This window comes from Geobacillus sp. FJAT-46040 (assembly GCF_002335725.1).
GTDB lineage: Bacteria > Bacillota > Bacilli > Bacillales > Anoxybacillaceae > Geobacillus > Geobacillus thermoleovorans.
In genome coordinates, this window is sequence record NZ_NISS01000001.1 from 2,388,123 (window position 1) to 2,404,371 (window position 16,249).

Below are 16,249 nucleotides of genomic sequence, written 5' to 3' on the forward strand. Positions count from 1 at the left end.
AACCCGTGGTGCTAGATAAACTTGATCAAGCATAAAAATAGCCCTTGCTGGCGGATCTCCAGTAGAATGAAAGTGTCACCCAACATTCGAAAGGAGAGATCCCCCATGCAAGAGCACTTTCATTTTACTACAGATCCAGCCAAACTTCAAAAACAATATGCCGCTATTTTCTGTTTTGTTTCTGCCCAACTGTCGTTGATTCAAATGTATCTTCATCGCCGCAACCGTCACTTGGTCAAGCAAGAAGACGAAGTGGTCATGGCGGTTCACCTTTTGGGGAAGCTGCTGGGCTTTTCTTCCGAACGAGCCTGGCATCGTTTTGTCACGGGAAATTTGTTCACAAACGGCTCGTTTCTTGAACGCTCCCGATACAACCGCCGCTGCCGGGCGCTTGGTTTCGCCATCAAATGGATCCGTCATGAGCTGGCGAAACGTGGCCAACACCATGCTTATGCGGTCGTCGACAGCTTGCCTCTTCCGTTGTGCCATCCCGTGAGAATGCAGCGCGTCAAGCGATTTCGAGGGATCGCGGATATGGGGTATTGTGCTTCCAAAAAGCAATGGTACTACGGTTTCAAGCTGCATCTTCAAGTGACCAATCAAGGGCTGGCCATGGGCTATGTCGTGACGGAAGCGTCCTGCCACGACGTCAAAGCCGCTGAAACGGTGATGACTCAAATCCCTCATCCCTACAACTTTGGGGACAAAGGGTACATCAGCCACGCTCTTCGAGAAAAGCTGTACGAAGAACACCAAGTCGCGTTCTGGACACCGTCTCGACACAATCAAAAGCACGGCCCATCCAAGGCATGGGAAGAATGGATCCAAAAAAAACGCAAAGTCATCGAGACGGTGTTTTCGATTCTCGTAGACCAATACCGGATCACCGACATTCGAGCGAATTCCATGGCCGGGTTTGAAGTGGCACTCGATGGCATCTTGTTGGCTTATTCCTTGGTCACACTAGGGCTGGTTGAGCGCTGACGCTCAACTAGCACCACGGGTATATTCCGTATGATCGTTTCCAACTCTAACGCTATGAATCTTCGGAAACACCTTTAGCTCCCGCTCCCCACTCCGATAGGTCACGTACAATCCGGCCGCCTGGAACGCTTTTCGTAATCGGGATTTTGCGCGTTGCTTTTGCAGCCATTCTTTTATCACATCAAAGCCCTCCTAGACTAAAAAATAGCCACAATACAGCGCCGTAAACTGCAATCGGAAATACAACGCGGCCACAACCAGCTACTTTTTCAGCCACATCGGCCATCCCCATCATGACTAGTCCTCGCTCTATAAACGCTGCCAACGTAATCGTACCGACCCCTGTCATGAGCAAGGCAAAGTCAGCGTCCTGGACAGGAAATAGATGATGCGGAGTAATGACCGGGAACAACGCCGGGACAACTACGCCTGTCTTCGCCCGTTTTCCAGCCGTCTGTTTTCCGCCCATGAATTCTCGAAACGGGATGGTTTCCGGCTGCCGTCTGAAAAGCACTCCTATCACCTCTTTTGTTTGTGGTTTTCTTTCCCCTCGCGCTCCCCTTTCTTTCCGCCTCGTCGCTTCGCTCCTCCTAACACACGCCAAATTTCTTGCCACACAAGGCATTTAGCACGTACAAGTGCACTAAGGGAACAGTGTAGGAAAAGAGTTCACAGCGAACATGGAACACTTTCGAAATCGTTTCGAAAGAGTGATGCCGGGATGTCTGATACAGTGTAGGAGCAGTTTTGCTACTGTGGGGCTTTTGTGTTATTAGCCTATGTGTTGGTGGTTGTCCGTTTGCTTGTCCATTAAAAAAAATTTCGATACAGCTTATCCTTTTTAGAAGGATCGAAACGGATTTACGGCGAAATGAAAAATCGGAGGGGATTCGATGAGCCAGACAGGGTATAAATGCAGATTAAAGGTGATTTTGGCTGAAGAAGGCATTAAACATGGGGAGTTTGCCAAAAGAATTAACATTAACCCTGGGACATTAAGTGCGATTGTTAATAATAAGCAGTTGCCATCATTTGAAGTTACGTATGCTATCTGCCTGGAACTGAATAGATCGATACATGAAATATGGATAAAAAAAGAGCCTACTCAAAGCGAGTAGGCTTCTTGTCTTCCCGATCTTTCTAATTACCTTCCTCAACTTCATGGAAAAACGGATATTTCTCACATGAGAAGGGCTTTTGCATTATTCTGCATCATACGGTCGATATTTTTTCCGCAATTCCTTTAATTCTTTCGCAAGTGTTTCAACATCATCTCGGAAAAACAATTTATCTTTTTGAAAGCTCTTGATTGGAACAATCCTTCCCGACTCGATCAATTTGCTAAGACGTTGATATGTCACGTTTAAAATCTCTAGTGTTTCAGCAACTCCGAGGACTTCACTTTTAATGAAGTCCTCGAGTTCTTTTCGTGATGCAAAGCGATATGACACGTTCACTTCCCCCTCATCTGTCGCGAAAATACGAGATAACATAAGTAATACCTGCAATCCCCCATACAACAATAACGATCAATAACACGATGTCCAATACGCTAAGATGCCTAAAGTCAGTGATCACGAAAAAACGTACGGCAACAAACGCCAATAAGATATTTGCAATCCAAGCTACTTTTGACATACATTTCGGGAGATGATAATATTTTTTATACAGAAGCCCTTCCCGAAGGTCGGGCTTCCGTTTCGGTCATTTGCGACGTTTCTTTTTGGAGCGTCGCTTTTTCTTTTGGTTTCGTCCTTCTAGGAAGGCGATAGTCGCTAGGACGAAACCGGCGATACTGCAAAGTTTCTCGATGATGTCCAGCCACCTCATCATCTCCCTGTCGTTCACCTCCTTTCTGATTGTATTATAACATATCTATTTAAATATTACAATAGATAAAATAAAAATTTTTCTATTTCAGTTATTTTTTATATCCCCGCCAAAACGGCGGGGATCAGTCTGTAATGAACGCCGGATACCCCTTTTGCTTCAATTCCTCGACCAATCGCTCGGCGTTTTTCCGGTCGGAAAAAGCCCCGACTTGTACGCGATACAGTTTTTTGTCAGACGTTTTTTGTTGTGGTTGCGGTTGTGGTTTTGCTTTTTTCTTGAGTCCGAATGCTTTTTCTAACCCCACCACATGTCCATATGCGATTTGTTGTAAGAATTGGTCCGATTTGAGCTTTGCCGCGTCGTTGGCGTTGTCGATGAACAGGTTCTCGGTCAAAATGGCCGGCATATTCGTCAAGCGAAGCACCGCATAGTTCGCTCGTTTTTTGCCGCGATCTTTGACGTTGCCGATTGCTTTCGTGATCTCCGAATGAATCACGTTTTGATATGCGATTGCCGCTTGACTGACGTTGCCGTTATAAATATACGACTCAAAGCCCGTGCCGCCGCCTGCGTTGATGTGAACGGAAATAAAATAATCGGCTTTCAATTTGTTCGCGATCTCCGCGCGTTCGGAAAGTTCAAGAAATCGGTCGTCTGTACGGGTGTAATGTACTTCTACACCTTCGTATTCGGCGAGTAAATTGCCGATCTTTTTAACGATGTCCAGCGTCAAGTCTTTTTCTCTCAACCCGTTTCCTACAGCTCCGCTATCTTTTCCACCATGTCCTGCGTCTAAAACGATACGTACCATTATTGATCCTCTCCTTTCTCGCTTTTTCCCTGCAATACCTCGACAGCTTGTTTGATTTGCTCCGGCACTGGCAACCCAATCCGACCAGCGTTTTCAATAATCGATAAAAGCTCATTGGCCAAATAAAAAAAGATCGTTGCGTCTCGGAACAATCCATTCGTTCCGACTGCACGATCAATTAAATGCCCGACTGCTACGAGTACGAAAATCATAATTTTTTTTGGAATACGCTTGAAGCCAACTGCACTCCTCAATGTTCCTTCTTTCGACGCTGCCAATACGCCCGTGACATAATCCATGACGACAAATGCCAGCAAAATACCGAGTAGTTCAGACCATCCCCCAAATAAATACCCGACAACAGCCCCAACCGCAGCCGCGCCGGTTTTATACATTACATCAAACCGTTCCATTCATTCCACCTCCGCGAGTGATGATAAGGAATATGAATTCCCCCCTTATAGACATAAGAAAAGGTCAGGTGATGTAACCCCCCTTCCCAATAAAAGTCACATTTACATCGTCGAATCCCAGCAAGACCTCTCCGCCCGATTGGAGCTTCTTCGATCACGGAAAGGCCACAGCGTCGTCGAGTTCATTTATGACGCGGCGAATATTGTTATTAAAAATACTCATCTACAGTAAACATTTTTTATCACCTCTAAATGATATAATTTTCCACGGAAAGGAGGTGAATTGCTTGAAACTTGAAAACGCGCGAGAGAAATTGTTTTTTCAAAACAAAGAAATAGACGGCCTTTTTAACTTCTTATCTACTGTCGAACTGTCAGGTGATGATAAAAAGGCTGTCCAAATGTCTATTATTTTGTTAATGAATCATCCTGACTTCAAAAACAAAAGAAAAAGAATACTCAACGTCATTTTTGCCGACAATGATTCGGTTAACCTGAGTTTTTCCGAAAACCAAATTGGTTCCCAAGCCAACTACGCGATGTTTCGCTATGAAAAATGGACACGGCTTAGCGAATTACAAAAAATTATTTGTCTTGTGGAAGAATATGTCCATCACTTTTGGGACACAGACGATGAAATTGAGGTAAGTAAAATCGTCTGTCAGATTGTTCCTGGCATCACTTTTGACCCTGAAAATGGAAATTACATTTTTCTAAATTCTTAATTTTTTCATACATCAAGCGAGTATCTGCTATTTCACCTGATGAATAAACTATACTCTTTACTTTCACCTCAGGAATACGCTCCTGAGGTTTTTTTGTTATATTCATTATCGCGTCAAATCGTTCCATACTATCCCACCTTTCTACTCTCTGATTGGCACAACTGCTTTCACACTTCTCGCATCAATAATGACATCCCCAATCACAACGACATAATCCGACGTGTCGTGATTTTGAGCCGCTTTGATTTGCTCGTACACCGCTTTAGCGCTAAATTTTTCCACTTCCGTAATGTGTTCTTCTCCACTATGTTCTACAATCCTGATTTTCATGATCCATTCCCCTTTCTATTGTGATATAGATGTGATATAGAAAAAGCCCCGACTATTCTTTGTCAGGGCTTTCTTGTTTCAATTGTTCGAGTTCCTGTTTGACCTGTGCAAGTTCTTGTTGGTATTGCGTCACAAGCGCCGCATAGATCGCACGTTCACGGGACAACGCAGTGATTTGGGACAGCAACTCATTAATGACCAATTCCGGCTTCACTTCCATCACGCCTCACTCCCTTCATTCGCGACTAAATCGACATTAGCGTTCATTCTATTCCCCCTCCTGTGGTGTCGCTAAAATGTAATGGATTATCTTCATCAAAATCTTCATCATTAACAATTACGGGCTCGACAAAAAATCCGTCACTATCAATCTTTGATACTTGCTTAATCATTGTCACCACCTCATTACCTATTGAATGTTATTCCGTCTAAACTTACCCATCCGTTTGAAGCTGTTCCATAGTTCATTATCAGTACATTCCCCGATGTATCAATATCCACACGCCCAACGCCACCTGCAGTTAATACCGTGAATATTTTTCTAGCCGAAGGACGAAACTCTGCCGGTAGCACAAATGCAGCTGCCCCCATTGTCCCACCTTTAATTAGACCTTTGAGACGAATAAATCCGAGCGCGTCTTTATAGTAACTCGCGGTTTCATAACCACTACCATAGTTGACCCAACCATTTAACAATGTCGGGGCAATCCACCCACGGTCAGGAGTTTTAATAACGTAAGAACCTTTTACATAAGAGTCACCGTTCACCGTTACAGAACCAGCCAACAATTGACCGTTGTTTAAATCCAACGCATACGTACTTAAAGAAACAAGATCGAAATTAGTAGGAGAACCATTTAACTCTCTATGAATGTCTAAAACATTTCCTGTTGCTTGGGTATAGTCGCCTTCAACGACTACATAGTTGACACCGTTGTTATCCGACATACGAAGTCGTATCTCATGTCTTTCGGATAACTCGGAGTCTATGATTAGGTTGTTCGTTTTGAGACTTCCTGAAAATGTACCTGTAACAGAGTCTAATGTAACAGCTTTTAATGTCCCTGCTGTAACTGTTCCTAAATTAGCAGATATTGCAGATAAATCTGTTACATTGAGTTTGTCCGCTGTAATAGAAGAAGCTGTAATTTTTGAACCATGTAAACTTGCAATTTTTGCATCGTCTACTGCAAGATTCGCAATCTTCGCGTTGGTGATAGCACCATCTTGGATTTGTGCCGTTCCTACTGCTAGATTTGCTATTTTCGCATTCGTAATTGCACCGTTTTGGATTGCGGCGTTTCCTACTGCCGCACTTGCGATTTTTGCGCTTGTAATTGCGCCGTTTTGGATTGCGGCGTTTCCTACTGCCGCACTTGCGATTTTTGCGCTTGTAATTGCGCCGTCTGCGATGATTGCAGAGCCAGCCGTAATGGCTCCGGCGGCAATTTTTGATGCTGTGACGGCTCCATCGACGATTAGTTCAGTGTTAGCCTTGCGAAGTACAGTAATCTTCGTCATATACCAGTTGCCGTAGCTTGAGAAGGCGCTGATCTGCGTCCACACCCTAGCCTTCGTATATCCGGTTGGCACGGTTATTTCACCGCTGATCTTTGTCCATGAGCCAACAGGTGATGTTTGACAAGCGAGTACCCATGTGTTCGTGCCGTCCTCTTTTTGAAAGTTGAGTCCTACACCGAACAGTTGCGTACTGTCTGGTGTTGCCACCCATGCTTCGATATAGAACTTATCACCCTCGCGTACCGGGAAGAACTTGCCACAATAGCCATCTCGGATAGATTGTTTACCAACGTATGTTGTTGGCGCCCCCGTTGGTACGCCAGCCGTGCTATTTTGCACGGCAGTCACGTTAGTCCATTCTTGGTCGCTACCGCCATCGAATACGGGGTTCACGCACAAGTTGGTAAGGTCAGCTACTACCAGCTTATCAGTGGTGATGGTCTTAGTTCCGATACGATTGGCATCGAGCGTACCGGTCGTAATTTTGCTAGCATCGACGTTAGAAATCTTCGCGTTGTCTATCGCCGCATTGGCGATTTTGGCGTTTGTAATAGAGCCATCGGCGATGTGAGCCGTGCCAATTGCCGCAGTAGCGATTTTGGCACTTGTAATTGCGCCGTCTGCGATGATTGCCGATCCGGCTGTAATCGTATTAGCGGCGATATTGTTTGCTGTAATGGTGTTAGACGCTATTTTATCGCCAGTGATTGTGCCTGCGACGATTTTGTCGGCTGTAATAGCATTAGCAGCTATGACGCGATTATCAACAGCACCGCTCGAAATTTTTGAATTTGTGATAGCCCCATCCGTAATACCTGCCGAATACACTCCGTTATGGTCATAAAGTACAGTTGTTCCGTCCGCACTTCTCACCTTTAAACCATATGCCGTCCCATCGCCGTTTACATCGCCTAACGCTACACGTTCTACAGGTTTCGGTTGGTTATCAAACACTTGCAGTCTGTTTCCCGCTATCTTCAACTTTCCGTTCGTTCCTTGAACAGTTACCTGTCCGGTATCAATTGTTCCTGCTGTAATTTTGTTCGCGGTCAACGAAACAATTTTAGCGTCCGTAATGCTACCGTCCGCAATTTGTGCTGTCTGAACCGCACCTGTACCGATTAACGCTGTCGTGATTGCTCCTGCTTTTATGTTCGCTGTATCAATCGTCGCACTTGCGATATTTGCTCCTGTAATCGTTGCGCTTGCAATTTTAGCACCGGTGATGGTCGCGTTAGCAATGTCGGCGTTCGTGATTGAACCGTCTTGAATTTTTGCCGATGTAATAGAAGCGTCTGCAATTTTAGCGTTATCGACAGCCAAATTGGCGATTTTCGCATTGGTAATACTTGCGTCCGCAATTTTTGCTGTTGTTACCGATAGGTCGTCAATCAAAGCCGTACCGACAATTCTCCGCACTTTGACGTTTGTAAAGAACCAATCTCCGAAATTTGAAAAAGCGTTTATCTGCGTCCACACTCTCGCGTAAACAGCGTTTGAAGGAACAATGACAGTTCCGGTTGCTGTCGTCCAAGTGCTAGATGGTGATAAATAGTTTGTACCTAGCCAAATGAATTCTTTTTTGTTTTTATCATAGAAAGCAAGTCCCGCTTTAAACTGATTCGTACTGTTTAACGTTGCGGCAGTTACCTCACAATAAAATTTATCCCCGGGGCTAACAGGAAAATAGTCGCTTCCATACCCATCACGCGCACTCTGTTTTCCAACATAAACGGTAGGTGCGTCTGTAGGAACACTTGGGTCAGACGAGATTAACACAGAAATACCCGTCCAATCTTTTGTTGTTCCGTCCTCAAAGACAGGGTTCGTACACAGGTTGGTAAAATCACCAACAACCAATTTATCGGTTGTAATTGAACCTGCAGCTATACGGTTCGCGTCTAATGTTCCGGTTGTTATTTTTCCGGCGTCTACATTGGCGATTTTCGCATTATCCACAGCTAGGTTAGCGATTTTCGTATTGGTTATTGCTGCATCTTGTATCTTAGCTGTAGTAATCGAAGCATCGGCAATCTGCGCCGTTCCTATCGTTGCATTGGCAATTTTGGCATTAGTAATCGCTCCGTCTTGTATTTTGGCATTAGTAACGGAGGCATCTGCAATATTCGCTGTTTGAATCGCCGCATTCGCGATGAGAGCGTTGGTAATCGCTCCTGTTTGGATTTTCGCTGTGCCGATTGCGGCATTCGCGATTTTCGCGTTGTCGATGCTTGCGTTCGCCACCTTCGTGTTTGTGATAGCCGCATCCGCAATCTTTGCAGTCGTCACAGCCAAGTCATCAATCATCGCGGTTGTTACACGCAAGTTGTCAATCCGAGCATTCGTCGCGTTTAAGCTGTTCACCATTGCGTCATTGATAATTGCTTGTTCATATACTACGCGATCGACTTTCTGCGCCAACGAGCCACTGCTGCTAAACTGGTTGCTGTTCTGCGTTTCACCGACCGACTCAATCTCGCCGATTAAACCTCCACTATATGTCAATCGATGTGACATAATCGGGATGCTATAGGTCTGATTGTCAATTGTCGTAAAGGTAATGATGTCGCCGCATTCCAACGCGGGGTTGCCGTTGGATTTCACGTATAGCGGCATGTATTGAAACCCATTCAGTTTATTATAGATGTCCGTTAGGATGGCGTCTGTTACGAACGGGTTTTCAAATGTCACTTCACTGCCGCCTGCCGAGAGCGTTCCTTTGCTGAGTGTACTATCACCAACTTGGCACGTTACTTTATCAATTCTATACACGCTATCTTTTTTCTTGGCGTATTCGATATATTGGTCGGCCGTGACGGATTCTGTTATCGTTGTGTATGACTTGATTGTCAGCTTGCCGGTTCGGTCGAACTTCGCGAACCCGCCGCACATCGATGCGATGAGAGCCACCATCTCACGTAACGTATATCCTTCCGGTTTTGTCGTGATCGAGTAGTTAGGAAGCGTCCCGGAAAACTGCACGCCGGTCTGTGCGCATATCTCATTGATCACAGCTGCGATCGTAGCTGGATAGGTGAGACTGCTGAAATATCCCTTTTCAAGCTTAATCATCCCGTCGTAGCAAGTGAGTTTCGTGACATCTTTTTTTCTGTCTACATTATCCACGTAAAAAACGCCAAGCGGGACATATTCTAATGTCCCACTCACACTCACTCCGATGTATGGTGTGACTGTCGCTGTTTCAAACGCCTCATTCACGCCGGTTACAGTCAACTCCAAAACAGCAGAAGACACGTCCCCAACACTGAATGTCTCTGACGAATTGGACGTGTCTTCATATACCATTTCCACGATATTGTCATCGTAGTACGTATTGCTATTGATAACTACTTTAGCCCCTAAAACCCTAGAATGCTGTTTAACTGCTGTTTTAAAACCGCTTGATGCATTATACATTCCAATCACCTACTTCTCGATGAAGTTCATCGACAACCCTTCCCATAGGATATTCCCATTTACATTGCGATACATCGGCGCGGAACGGTCGCCGACATAAAATGTCTTGGTGATGGTCGCCCCTGCCATCGGGTCTGGGTATTCTAGCTGAAAGTATACGTCCTGCACAGCTTGAAGGATAGTCGATATTTCCGACATAGTCAGCGCTGGCCACTCACACTCAATTTTCCGCTTCACGGCAATCCGGTCGCGGATGAGTTCGCCTTTCGCGTTTCGCGTCGCCTCCCCATCCAAGTCCATGATGTCCACCTTAAATGAAGATGGCGCTTTAATGCTGACCCCATTGATTTTAAGCATAGCCTCACCCCTTTACACAGTGATAAGTGTTTTCCCGGATTGACGTTGCACTTTATTGATGCCGTTTATGATCTCTTTAAAAATTCTTGTTGAACCAAGATTAATTGTCAGTTCGATCGGTTGGTTAGCTCCCATTCCACCTAGTGAAGCGAGAGCATCAGAAATCGCTCGATATGCTTGTTCGTAGATTTTCCCTTCCGGCGCGATGATTTCCCCTTGTGTCCGGTTGTCGCCGACAATCGCCAGCATCGGATTGTTGGCAGCTACATAACCGCCTTGTGCAAGCTTCGGGATTTTCGGGATGTCGGGAATTTTTTTGCCGATGATCGGAATTCGGTCTTTGAATTTATTAAAGCTATCGATCGTGTTGTTAAATAGGCTGATAAACTGGTTTAGGACGGCTTTCAGACCGTCGCCGATTCCCTTTTTGAATGCGTCTTTGATTTTAGATAGCGCTTGTGCGATTTTATCTGCCACATTGTTTTTAAACCAAGTATAAGCACCGCCGAATTTCTCTTTGATCGCGTTCCACACATTCAACGCGGCATTGCCGATTGCTGATTTCCAATTGTTGAGCGCCTCCATTGGCTTTTTCGCAACGTTGTCGCGAAACCACTCATAAGCGCCTCTAAATTTTTCCTTGATCGCATTCCACACATTCAATGCCGAATTGGCGATGGATGTCTTCCAGTTATTGAATGCTTCCATCGGCTTTTTGGCCACGTTATCTCTGAACCAATCATAGGCGTTGCTGAATTTTTCCTTTATCGCATTCCACACATTCAATGCCGTGTTGGCGATCGAGCTTTTCCAATTGTTAAATGCCTCCATCGGTTTTTTCGCGACATTTTCAACGAACCATGTATAAACATCTTTGAATTTGTCCTTAATGGCATTCCATACATTTTCTGCCGATTTCGCGATAGACGCCTTCCAATTGTTGAGCGCCTCCATTGGCTTTTTCGCAACATTGTCAACAAACCATGTATAGGCGTTTTTGAACTTGTCTTTTATTGCGCTCCATACGTTTTCCGCTTTTTGTGCTACAGAGCTCTTAACATCGCTGAATGCATTTACAATCTTTTTAGTCACATTTTCCGTGAACCAACGAGAAGCACTGGAAAATGGTTTTTGGATGCCTTCGGCCATCTTTTCTCCGGTGTCCTTAAAGAACTTCGATAGGCTTGAGAAAGGCTTTTTAATGACGTTTTTAACAAGAGTTAAAACACCCTTCTTGATGCCACCCAACAGAGTTAGATTGAAAAAGTTCCAAACGGCTTTAAACGCACCGATCACCATGTCTTTTAATCCGTCAAAAGCCGTTTTCCAGTCGCCGGTGAACACCCCGGCGATAAACTTAATCAGCCCTTCAAAAAACTGTATCACACCATCAATCAAGCCCTTAATCGAATCCCATATAAATCCGACCAACCATGACACAATTGGTTTCAGGAACGACCAAATATTTTTTAAGGCTTGAATAAATTGGCCACCATATTTTCTCCAAAACTGAATCAGCTCTTGCACCTTGCTTTTGAAGTAACGAGACACTTCTTCCCATGCTGTTTTAAACGTTTCAGCGATCGGTCGGAAAAACCTCTTTACTTTGTTCGCGAATTCTTGAACCTTTTTGCTTACTTTACCCAGCGCCGTTTCGCTTTGCCCTGCATCAAAAATGGGGGTTGATACCGGCGCGCCAGCTCCTCCCCCTATTCCTCCGCCGGCGCCACTTCCTCCCGATCCGACTGAACCTCCAGTTTCGGCGTCCGATGAACTTGTTTTGATGTTATTAATCTCGTCAAAACCAGCCAACGAGCCTTGTGCTTTTTTACGGGCTTTTGCTACCTTCTCTGTACTCTTAGCCACCCGATCATTCGCTTTAGAAAGGCCGGATAAAGCGCTCCCTAATCCGGTGACAGCTGATGTTTGTTTATTCGTTGCGGCAGTTTGCTGCTGAAATACTCTGATTTGATTGGACTGTTGTTTTGTGTCCGACGAAAAACCAAAGAGCGCTCGCGTGAAGGCAGCGACATATCGAAATGCCGCTTCGATCTTTCGCATAAACGCAGTCAGAACAGGAAGAACAACGTTTAAAATTGGGAGGAAAGCTTGTCCCAAGGCCAACTTCACATCGTTCAAAGATGCAGTGAACACAGCCATTTTCATTGCTGTGTTGTTTTGCAACGTGTTTCCGAGGTTGGCACTGACCGATTCAAGGATATGATGATACAAAATGGCTTTCTGCATGTTCGTGCTCAGCTGTTCCCACGGCACGCCATTGGCCATCGTTTTATACGCATTCGACGCCTGAATCGCCGCCACACGGACATTGACTCCGAGTTCGTCTGCGCCGTCTGCCTCTTGGTTCATCGCAGACCGGATACGATCAGCTACTTCAGTCATGCTCATTCCACGTTTGTTGGCGATGATGGCCGCCGCTTCCATCATTTTTGTGGTTTTTTCCATCAAATCTTGTTGGCTTGTGGCAATCTGTTTAACGTTCAGCGATAACGTATTCGCCAGCTCGGCGGATTGGAGTTTCGAGAACCCAAGCGATGCCCCGACGGTGTTTTGCCATTTAATAAAATCTTTCATGCTGTCGCCAAGCGTTTCACTCAACGTGCCCATCAGCGCCTCGAATTTGGCCGCATCCTTAATTGCTGGGGATAACATAAATCCGGCTCCGATTGCCGCGCCCACAGTCGCCACCGTCGCACCGACAACGTTTAATGAGCTCTTTACGCGTTGTGCAAACGAAGTGATTTTTTGCTGTGTGTTCTGAAGCTCTTTTTTCAGTCTGCTAAAGTCCGCTCCGCCGCGGATTAAAAGGTTTTTCGTAGCGATACCAATCACCGCCTTTCGTCAATAGACTGTTCCGCCGAGCGCCGCATTCATCCGTTTCACTTCTTCGAATATCTGCTCTGGAGTCATCTTCTTCTGCTCTTTCTTTCCTTTTTTCAAGATTTCTTCTAGGCTTGGAGGTTTTCGTTTTCCAAACATAAATTGAGCTGTCCACAAGGCGTTCATATACGCGAGAGCTACTTTTTCTTCATACTCCCTCTGTAGCTTCTCGCTGTACGATTCCGCCACTAGGCTGAATTCATAAGGAGTCAATTCCCAAAATTCCAATAAAGACATCCCGATCGTGGCAGCTGTTTCGAGTGCCGCTTTCACTGAAAAATCCTCGCCGTCGCTGCCTTTCTCTAGTTTTTTTCTTCTTTCCCTTCCTCGTCCGGCTCGCCCATCGCGTATCGGAATGCTTCATCCATCGCTTTTGTCACTTCCACTAAACTTGAATACTCATCAACTAAGTCCATCACTTTTTCAGGCGTTAGCTTCGGGTCTTCATGCACAAGCCCAGCCCAAAGAATGGTCGCTAAATCACCCATCGTCAGGTTGTCAAAATCAATTTTCGAGATGGGTTTTTTCAACTTCTGTTCAATCAAGTGCATCGCTTTCATTCCGTATCGGAAATTGCGCACCTTATCCAATTGAATTGGCGTATACATTTCTTTCCCTCCTCGATAAAATGAAAAAGACTAGAGGAAACCCTCTAGTCTTACGCCGTTTTCACCACAGTCACTTCATACACTCTAGGCGCTTTGTTTGGTTCGTTCGCTACAATAGTCACCTTTTTCGAACCAATGCTCGTGATCGATACAGAGCCGGACGCCACACCACTTGTCAAGTTTTGAACGAACACGCCATCCACATACATCGCAATAGTCTGACCTGCGCCGGTTGCAGTGACCGTGAACGATGTTCCGGTTAAGCCGCTGAACGCATATAGATACGTATTGGTGTTGAATGTCGGCGTCAAAGAACCTCCTGTGCCGGACAAGCTCAATCCAGTAAGCCCCGCAGAAGCTGTTAAGCCCAATGACGGCTGACCGGATACCTTGATGGTCGCTTCGAACGGGACGGAGTCCTCCAAGTCAGCTTTCGTAGAGACTTTCGTCACAATCCCGCTGAAAGTCCAGGAAGCGCCGAAAGGAAATAAGATTGTGTAAGACAATAAGGAACCGCTAGTGAATGAATTGTAAAGAGCGATTTGGCCGTTCGTGTCGCCGGGGTTAAAGTATCCTTCTACACTGACTTCACCGCCGTCTTTCAACCCTTGCATAAACGTTCTCCAACCGCCACTGTCTAACGTAGTCGTTTCAACCGTGTCTGCGCTTAATTCCATCCCACCGATCGATGTTAATTCCGCGATGCTATATGCACCTACCATCAATTTCGTACCCATTGCCAATTGTGCCATTGATTATACCTCCTTGATCCAAAATGTAACGTCGATAATTCCGCGATAAAGTTGAAGTTCACTCTCGTATGTTTCTGTAATATTGTTAATGGTTACATCTCCAACCTGTATATTTTCCGTGCCGATTCGCCTTGCCTGAAACCTAATTGCCGTATCTTTCACCTTTTTCGTGATCCGCTTCATCTCCTCATATGAGGAAGCTAGTATGTTGAGTAGATAGCTGACTTTCACATCATTCTCGATTCTGTCCAGTGTCTTCATCTGCCTGTATGACGAAAGGATATACACGAGATACGGCGGTTTTTGTCCTTCCGGGGCGTTGGTTGGGTAGATTTTATTCGCGATCTCACCAATCCGGTTCAATTCATATCGCAACGCCTTCTCCAACCGCCTCACCCCTTCAGCGCTTCGTCAATCTGTTTTCCCATTTCGGAGATAATCGTATCGGCAATCTTGTCCGTATTTTCCACAAGTGCGTTTTCTAAAAAGTGATAGCCTGGAATGTACCTTCCGTTTCGGGCAAAAAAACCATACTCCTGCGACGCTGGGTAGTATGCGATAATCTCCCCATCTTTGTTTCTTTTTTGAAAAATATCGTTCTTCGCCCGGTCGAACGTCACCTGATACACTTTTTTTCCTTTAAATCGCGATCGCTCACCGACAAGCTTGAGTCCGCTTTTCAGTTCACCCGTATCAACGGGAGCGTTTGCTTTCGCACTGCGCAACGCGATCGTCATCGCCTTTCTTGACGCTTTTGTTACGTATTTTTGCGGGACATCACCAAGACGCTTCAAACTTCTTTCCAGCTCTTTCAACCCAACAATCTCAAATTTTGACACTATACCAACTCCTTGCATAGAAGCTGGAGCTCTACATTTTTTTCTTGCAAGTTCATGACGGCGATAATCCGAAAATACCGCTCCTTAAATTTAACCCTCATATCCGGCGTTATGTCGCTTCTGTAGCGCATATTGATTTTGTGCGTCACTTCGCTGTTGACGGCTTCAGCTGCAAAAAATTCTCTCCCGCTGATTGGATTGATGTTTGCCCATACACTTGCTACACCCACCCAATCCGCTATTTCTTCTCCATATTCGTTCTGCACCCTTGTTTTTTGTTGAATAGTGATGCGGTGACGGAGCAACCCAGGATCCATGTCATATCACCGCCTCATCATGTCTCATTGGCTTTATACGTCACAATCAAATTTCCCGCATCCGACACCGTCACTTCGTATTTATGCCCCGCTGGAGACACTAAGATAAGGCTTTTGAGTTCCTTCTCAACGCGCTTTTCAGTTTTCTCGCTCATGAATCCTTCCCCCTTTCTACGTTGTCGTTGTGCTATCGTAGCAATGAGTCAACTGCGCCACGATGCTCTCGACCGTATGCCGCACTTTTTCGCTCGTTTTGCCGATCATCTCGCGGTTTTCGTACCAGTCGGTCACTAGCACATAGCAAAACAGCTTAGCCAACTCATTGGTACTGTCAAACGTATTCCCTGTTGCATTGAACAAGTATTTTTCTGCCGCATTAATCAGCGTACTAATTAAGCCGTCCTCGTCACTATGCTCAACGCGCAGCCATTGCTTCGCTTC

At 45.4% G+C, this 16,249-nt stretch carries 21 protein-coding genes; 3 read left to right on the plus strand and 18 right to left on the minus strand.

The features are described 5' to 3' along the window. Positions 1–105: 105 nt before the first annotated feature. Positions 106–984 carry an IS982-like element ISGsp1 family transposase gene (locus CD000_RS12635; protein ID WP_014195983.1) on the plus strand — a complete coding sequence of 293 codons (879 nt, stop codon included), beginning with the start codon at positions 106–108 and terminating at the stop codon, positions 982–984. Between the two features lie 181 nt (positions 985–1,165). Here the strand turns inward: CD000_RS12635 and CD000_RS12640 are convergent, their stop codons facing one another. Continuing rightward, the gene (locus CD000_RS12640; RefSeq protein ID WP_198962509.1) at positions 1,166–1,498 is read right to left on the minus strand and encodes a hypothetical protein; all 333 of its coding nucleotides are present in this window, start codon (positions 1,496–1,498) and stop codon (positions 1,166–1,168) included. A gap of 379 nt (positions 1,499–1,877) precedes the next feature. On the opposite strand from CD000_RS12640, the gene CD000_RS12645 reads away from it, so the two are divergent. Next, positions 1,878–2,102, plus strand: coding sequence for a helix-turn-helix transcriptional regulator (locus CD000_RS12645; RefSeq protein ID WP_096225785.1), 225 nt, complete (start codon positions 1,878–1,880; stop codon positions 2,100–2,102). An 84-nt stretch (positions 2,103–2,186) separates the two neighbouring features. Here CD000_RS12645 and CD000_RS12650 read toward each other — a convergent pair whose 3' ends face one another. The 3 genes from CD000_RS12650 to CD000_RS12660 form a co-directional block, all read right to left on the minus strand. Beyond that, positions 2,187–2,435: a DNA-binding protein gene (locus CD000_RS12650; RefSeq protein WP_233130389.1), complete on the minus strand. Its 249-nt coding sequence runs from the start codon at positions 2,433–2,435 to the stop codon at positions 2,187–2,189. 503 nt (positions 2,436–2,938) lie between these two features. Further along, the gene (locus CD000_RS12655) at positions 2,939–3,628 is read right to left on the minus strand and encodes an N-acetylmuramoyl-L-alanine amidase (protein ID WP_096224907.1); all 690 of its coding nucleotides are present in this window, start codon (positions 3,626–3,628) and stop codon (positions 2,939–2,941) included. Further along, positions 3,628–4,041, minus strand: coding sequence for a phage holin family protein (locus tag CD000_RS12660; protein ID WP_096224906.1), 414 nt, complete (start codon positions 4,039–4,041; stop codon positions 3,628–3,630). The genes CD000_RS12655 and CD000_RS12660 overlap by 1 nt, the downstream gene beginning before the upstream one ends. 287 nt (positions 4,042–4,328) lie before the next feature. Here CD000_RS12660 and CD000_RS12665 point away from each other — a divergent pair, with 287 nt between their 5' ends. Continuing rightward, positions 4,329–4,766, plus strand: a complete 438-nt coding sequence (locus CD000_RS12665; RefSeq protein ID WP_096224905.1) for a hypothetical protein — start codon at positions 4,329–4,331, stop codon at positions 4,764–4,766. Positions 4,767–4,907: 141 nt separating this feature from the next. Here CD000_RS12665 and CD000_RS12670 read toward each other — a convergent pair whose 3' ends face one another. The 14 genes from CD000_RS12670 to CD000_RS12720 form a co-directional block, all read right to left on the minus strand. Continuing rightward, positions 4,908–5,096: a hypothetical protein gene (locus tag CD000_RS12670; protein ID WP_096225786.1), complete on the minus strand. Its 189-nt coding sequence runs from the start codon at positions 5,094–5,096 to the stop codon at positions 4,908–4,910. Positions 5,097–5,148: 52 nt separating this feature from the next. Then, positions 5,149–5,316 (minus strand): hypothetical protein, encoded by a 168-nt coding sequence (locus tag CD000_RS18480; protein ID WP_158225540.1) that lies wholly within the window; start codon positions 5,314–5,316, stop codon positions 5,149–5,151. Between the two features lie 43 nt (positions 5,317–5,359). Further along, positions 5,360–5,488: a hypothetical protein gene (locus CD000_RS19435; RefSeq protein WP_255404827.1), complete on the minus strand. Its 129-nt coding sequence runs from the start codon at positions 5,486–5,488 to the stop codon at positions 5,360–5,362. Between the two features lie 13 nt (positions 5,489–5,501). After that, positions 5,502–10,034: a beta strand repeat-containing protein gene (locus CD000_RS12675; protein WP_096225787.1), complete on the minus strand. Its 4,533-nt coding sequence runs from the start codon at positions 10,032–10,034 to the stop codon at positions 5,502–5,504. A gap of 9 nt (positions 10,035–10,043) precedes the next feature. Next, entirely contained in the window at positions 10,044–10,391 is a 348-nt protein-coding gene (locus CD000_RS12680; protein ID WP_096224902.1) for a DUF6711 family protein, read from the minus strand. Positions 10,392–10,403: 12 nt separating this feature from the next. Beyond that, the gene (locus CD000_RS12685) at positions 10,404–13,244 is read right to left on the minus strand and encodes a phage tail protein (RefSeq protein WP_096225788.1); all 2,841 of its coding nucleotides are present in this window, start codon (positions 13,242–13,244) and stop codon (positions 10,404–10,406) included. A 9-nt stretch (positions 13,245–13,253) separates the two neighbouring features. After that, positions 13,254–13,565: a hypothetical protein gene (locus tag CD000_RS12690; protein WP_096225789.1), complete on the minus strand. Its 312-nt coding sequence runs from the start codon at positions 13,563–13,565 to the stop codon at positions 13,254–13,256. A gap of 29 nt (positions 13,566–13,594) precedes the next feature. Further along, entirely contained in the window at positions 13,595–13,900 is a 306-nt protein-coding gene (locus CD000_RS12695; protein ID WP_096225790.1) for a hypothetical protein, read from the minus strand. A 50-nt stretch (positions 13,901–13,950) separates the two neighbouring features. Next, positions 13,951–14,652 (minus strand): phage tail tube protein, encoded by a 702-nt coding sequence (locus CD000_RS12700; RefSeq protein WP_096225791.1) that lies wholly within the window; start codon positions 14,650–14,652, stop codon positions 13,951–13,953. A 3-nt stretch (positions 14,653–14,655) separates the two neighbouring features. Next, positions 14,656–15,039: a tail completion protein gp17 gene (gene gp17, locus CD000_RS12705; protein ID WP_096225792.1), complete on the minus strand. Its 384-nt coding sequence runs from the start codon at positions 15,037–15,039 to the stop codon at positions 14,656–14,658. Positions 15,040–15,044: 5 nt separating this feature from the next. After that, complete coding sequence (locus CD000_RS12710) at positions 15,045–15,491, minus strand: HK97-gp10 family putative phage morphogenesis protein (RefSeq protein ID WP_233130446.1); 447 nt, start codon at positions 15,489–15,491, stop codon at positions 15,045–15,047. Next, a complete protein-coding gene (locus tag CD000_RS12715) occupies positions 15,491–15,808 on the minus strand; it encodes a phage head closure protein (RefSeq protein ID WP_096225793.1) in 318 nt (105 codons plus the stop codon). The genes CD000_RS12710 and CD000_RS12715 overlap by 1 nt, the downstream gene beginning before the upstream one ends. Before the next feature lie 17 nt (positions 15,809–15,825). Then, a complete protein-coding gene (locus CD000_RS18485; protein ID WP_158225552.1) occupies positions 15,826–15,963 on the minus strand; it encodes a hypothetical protein in 138 nt (45 codons plus the stop codon). 16 nt (positions 15,964–15,979) lie between these two features. Beyond that, a partial coding sequence (locus CD000_RS12720) for a head-tail connector protein (RefSeq protein ID WP_096224896.1) occupies positions 15,980–16,249 on the minus strand: 270 nt, incomplete at its 5' end.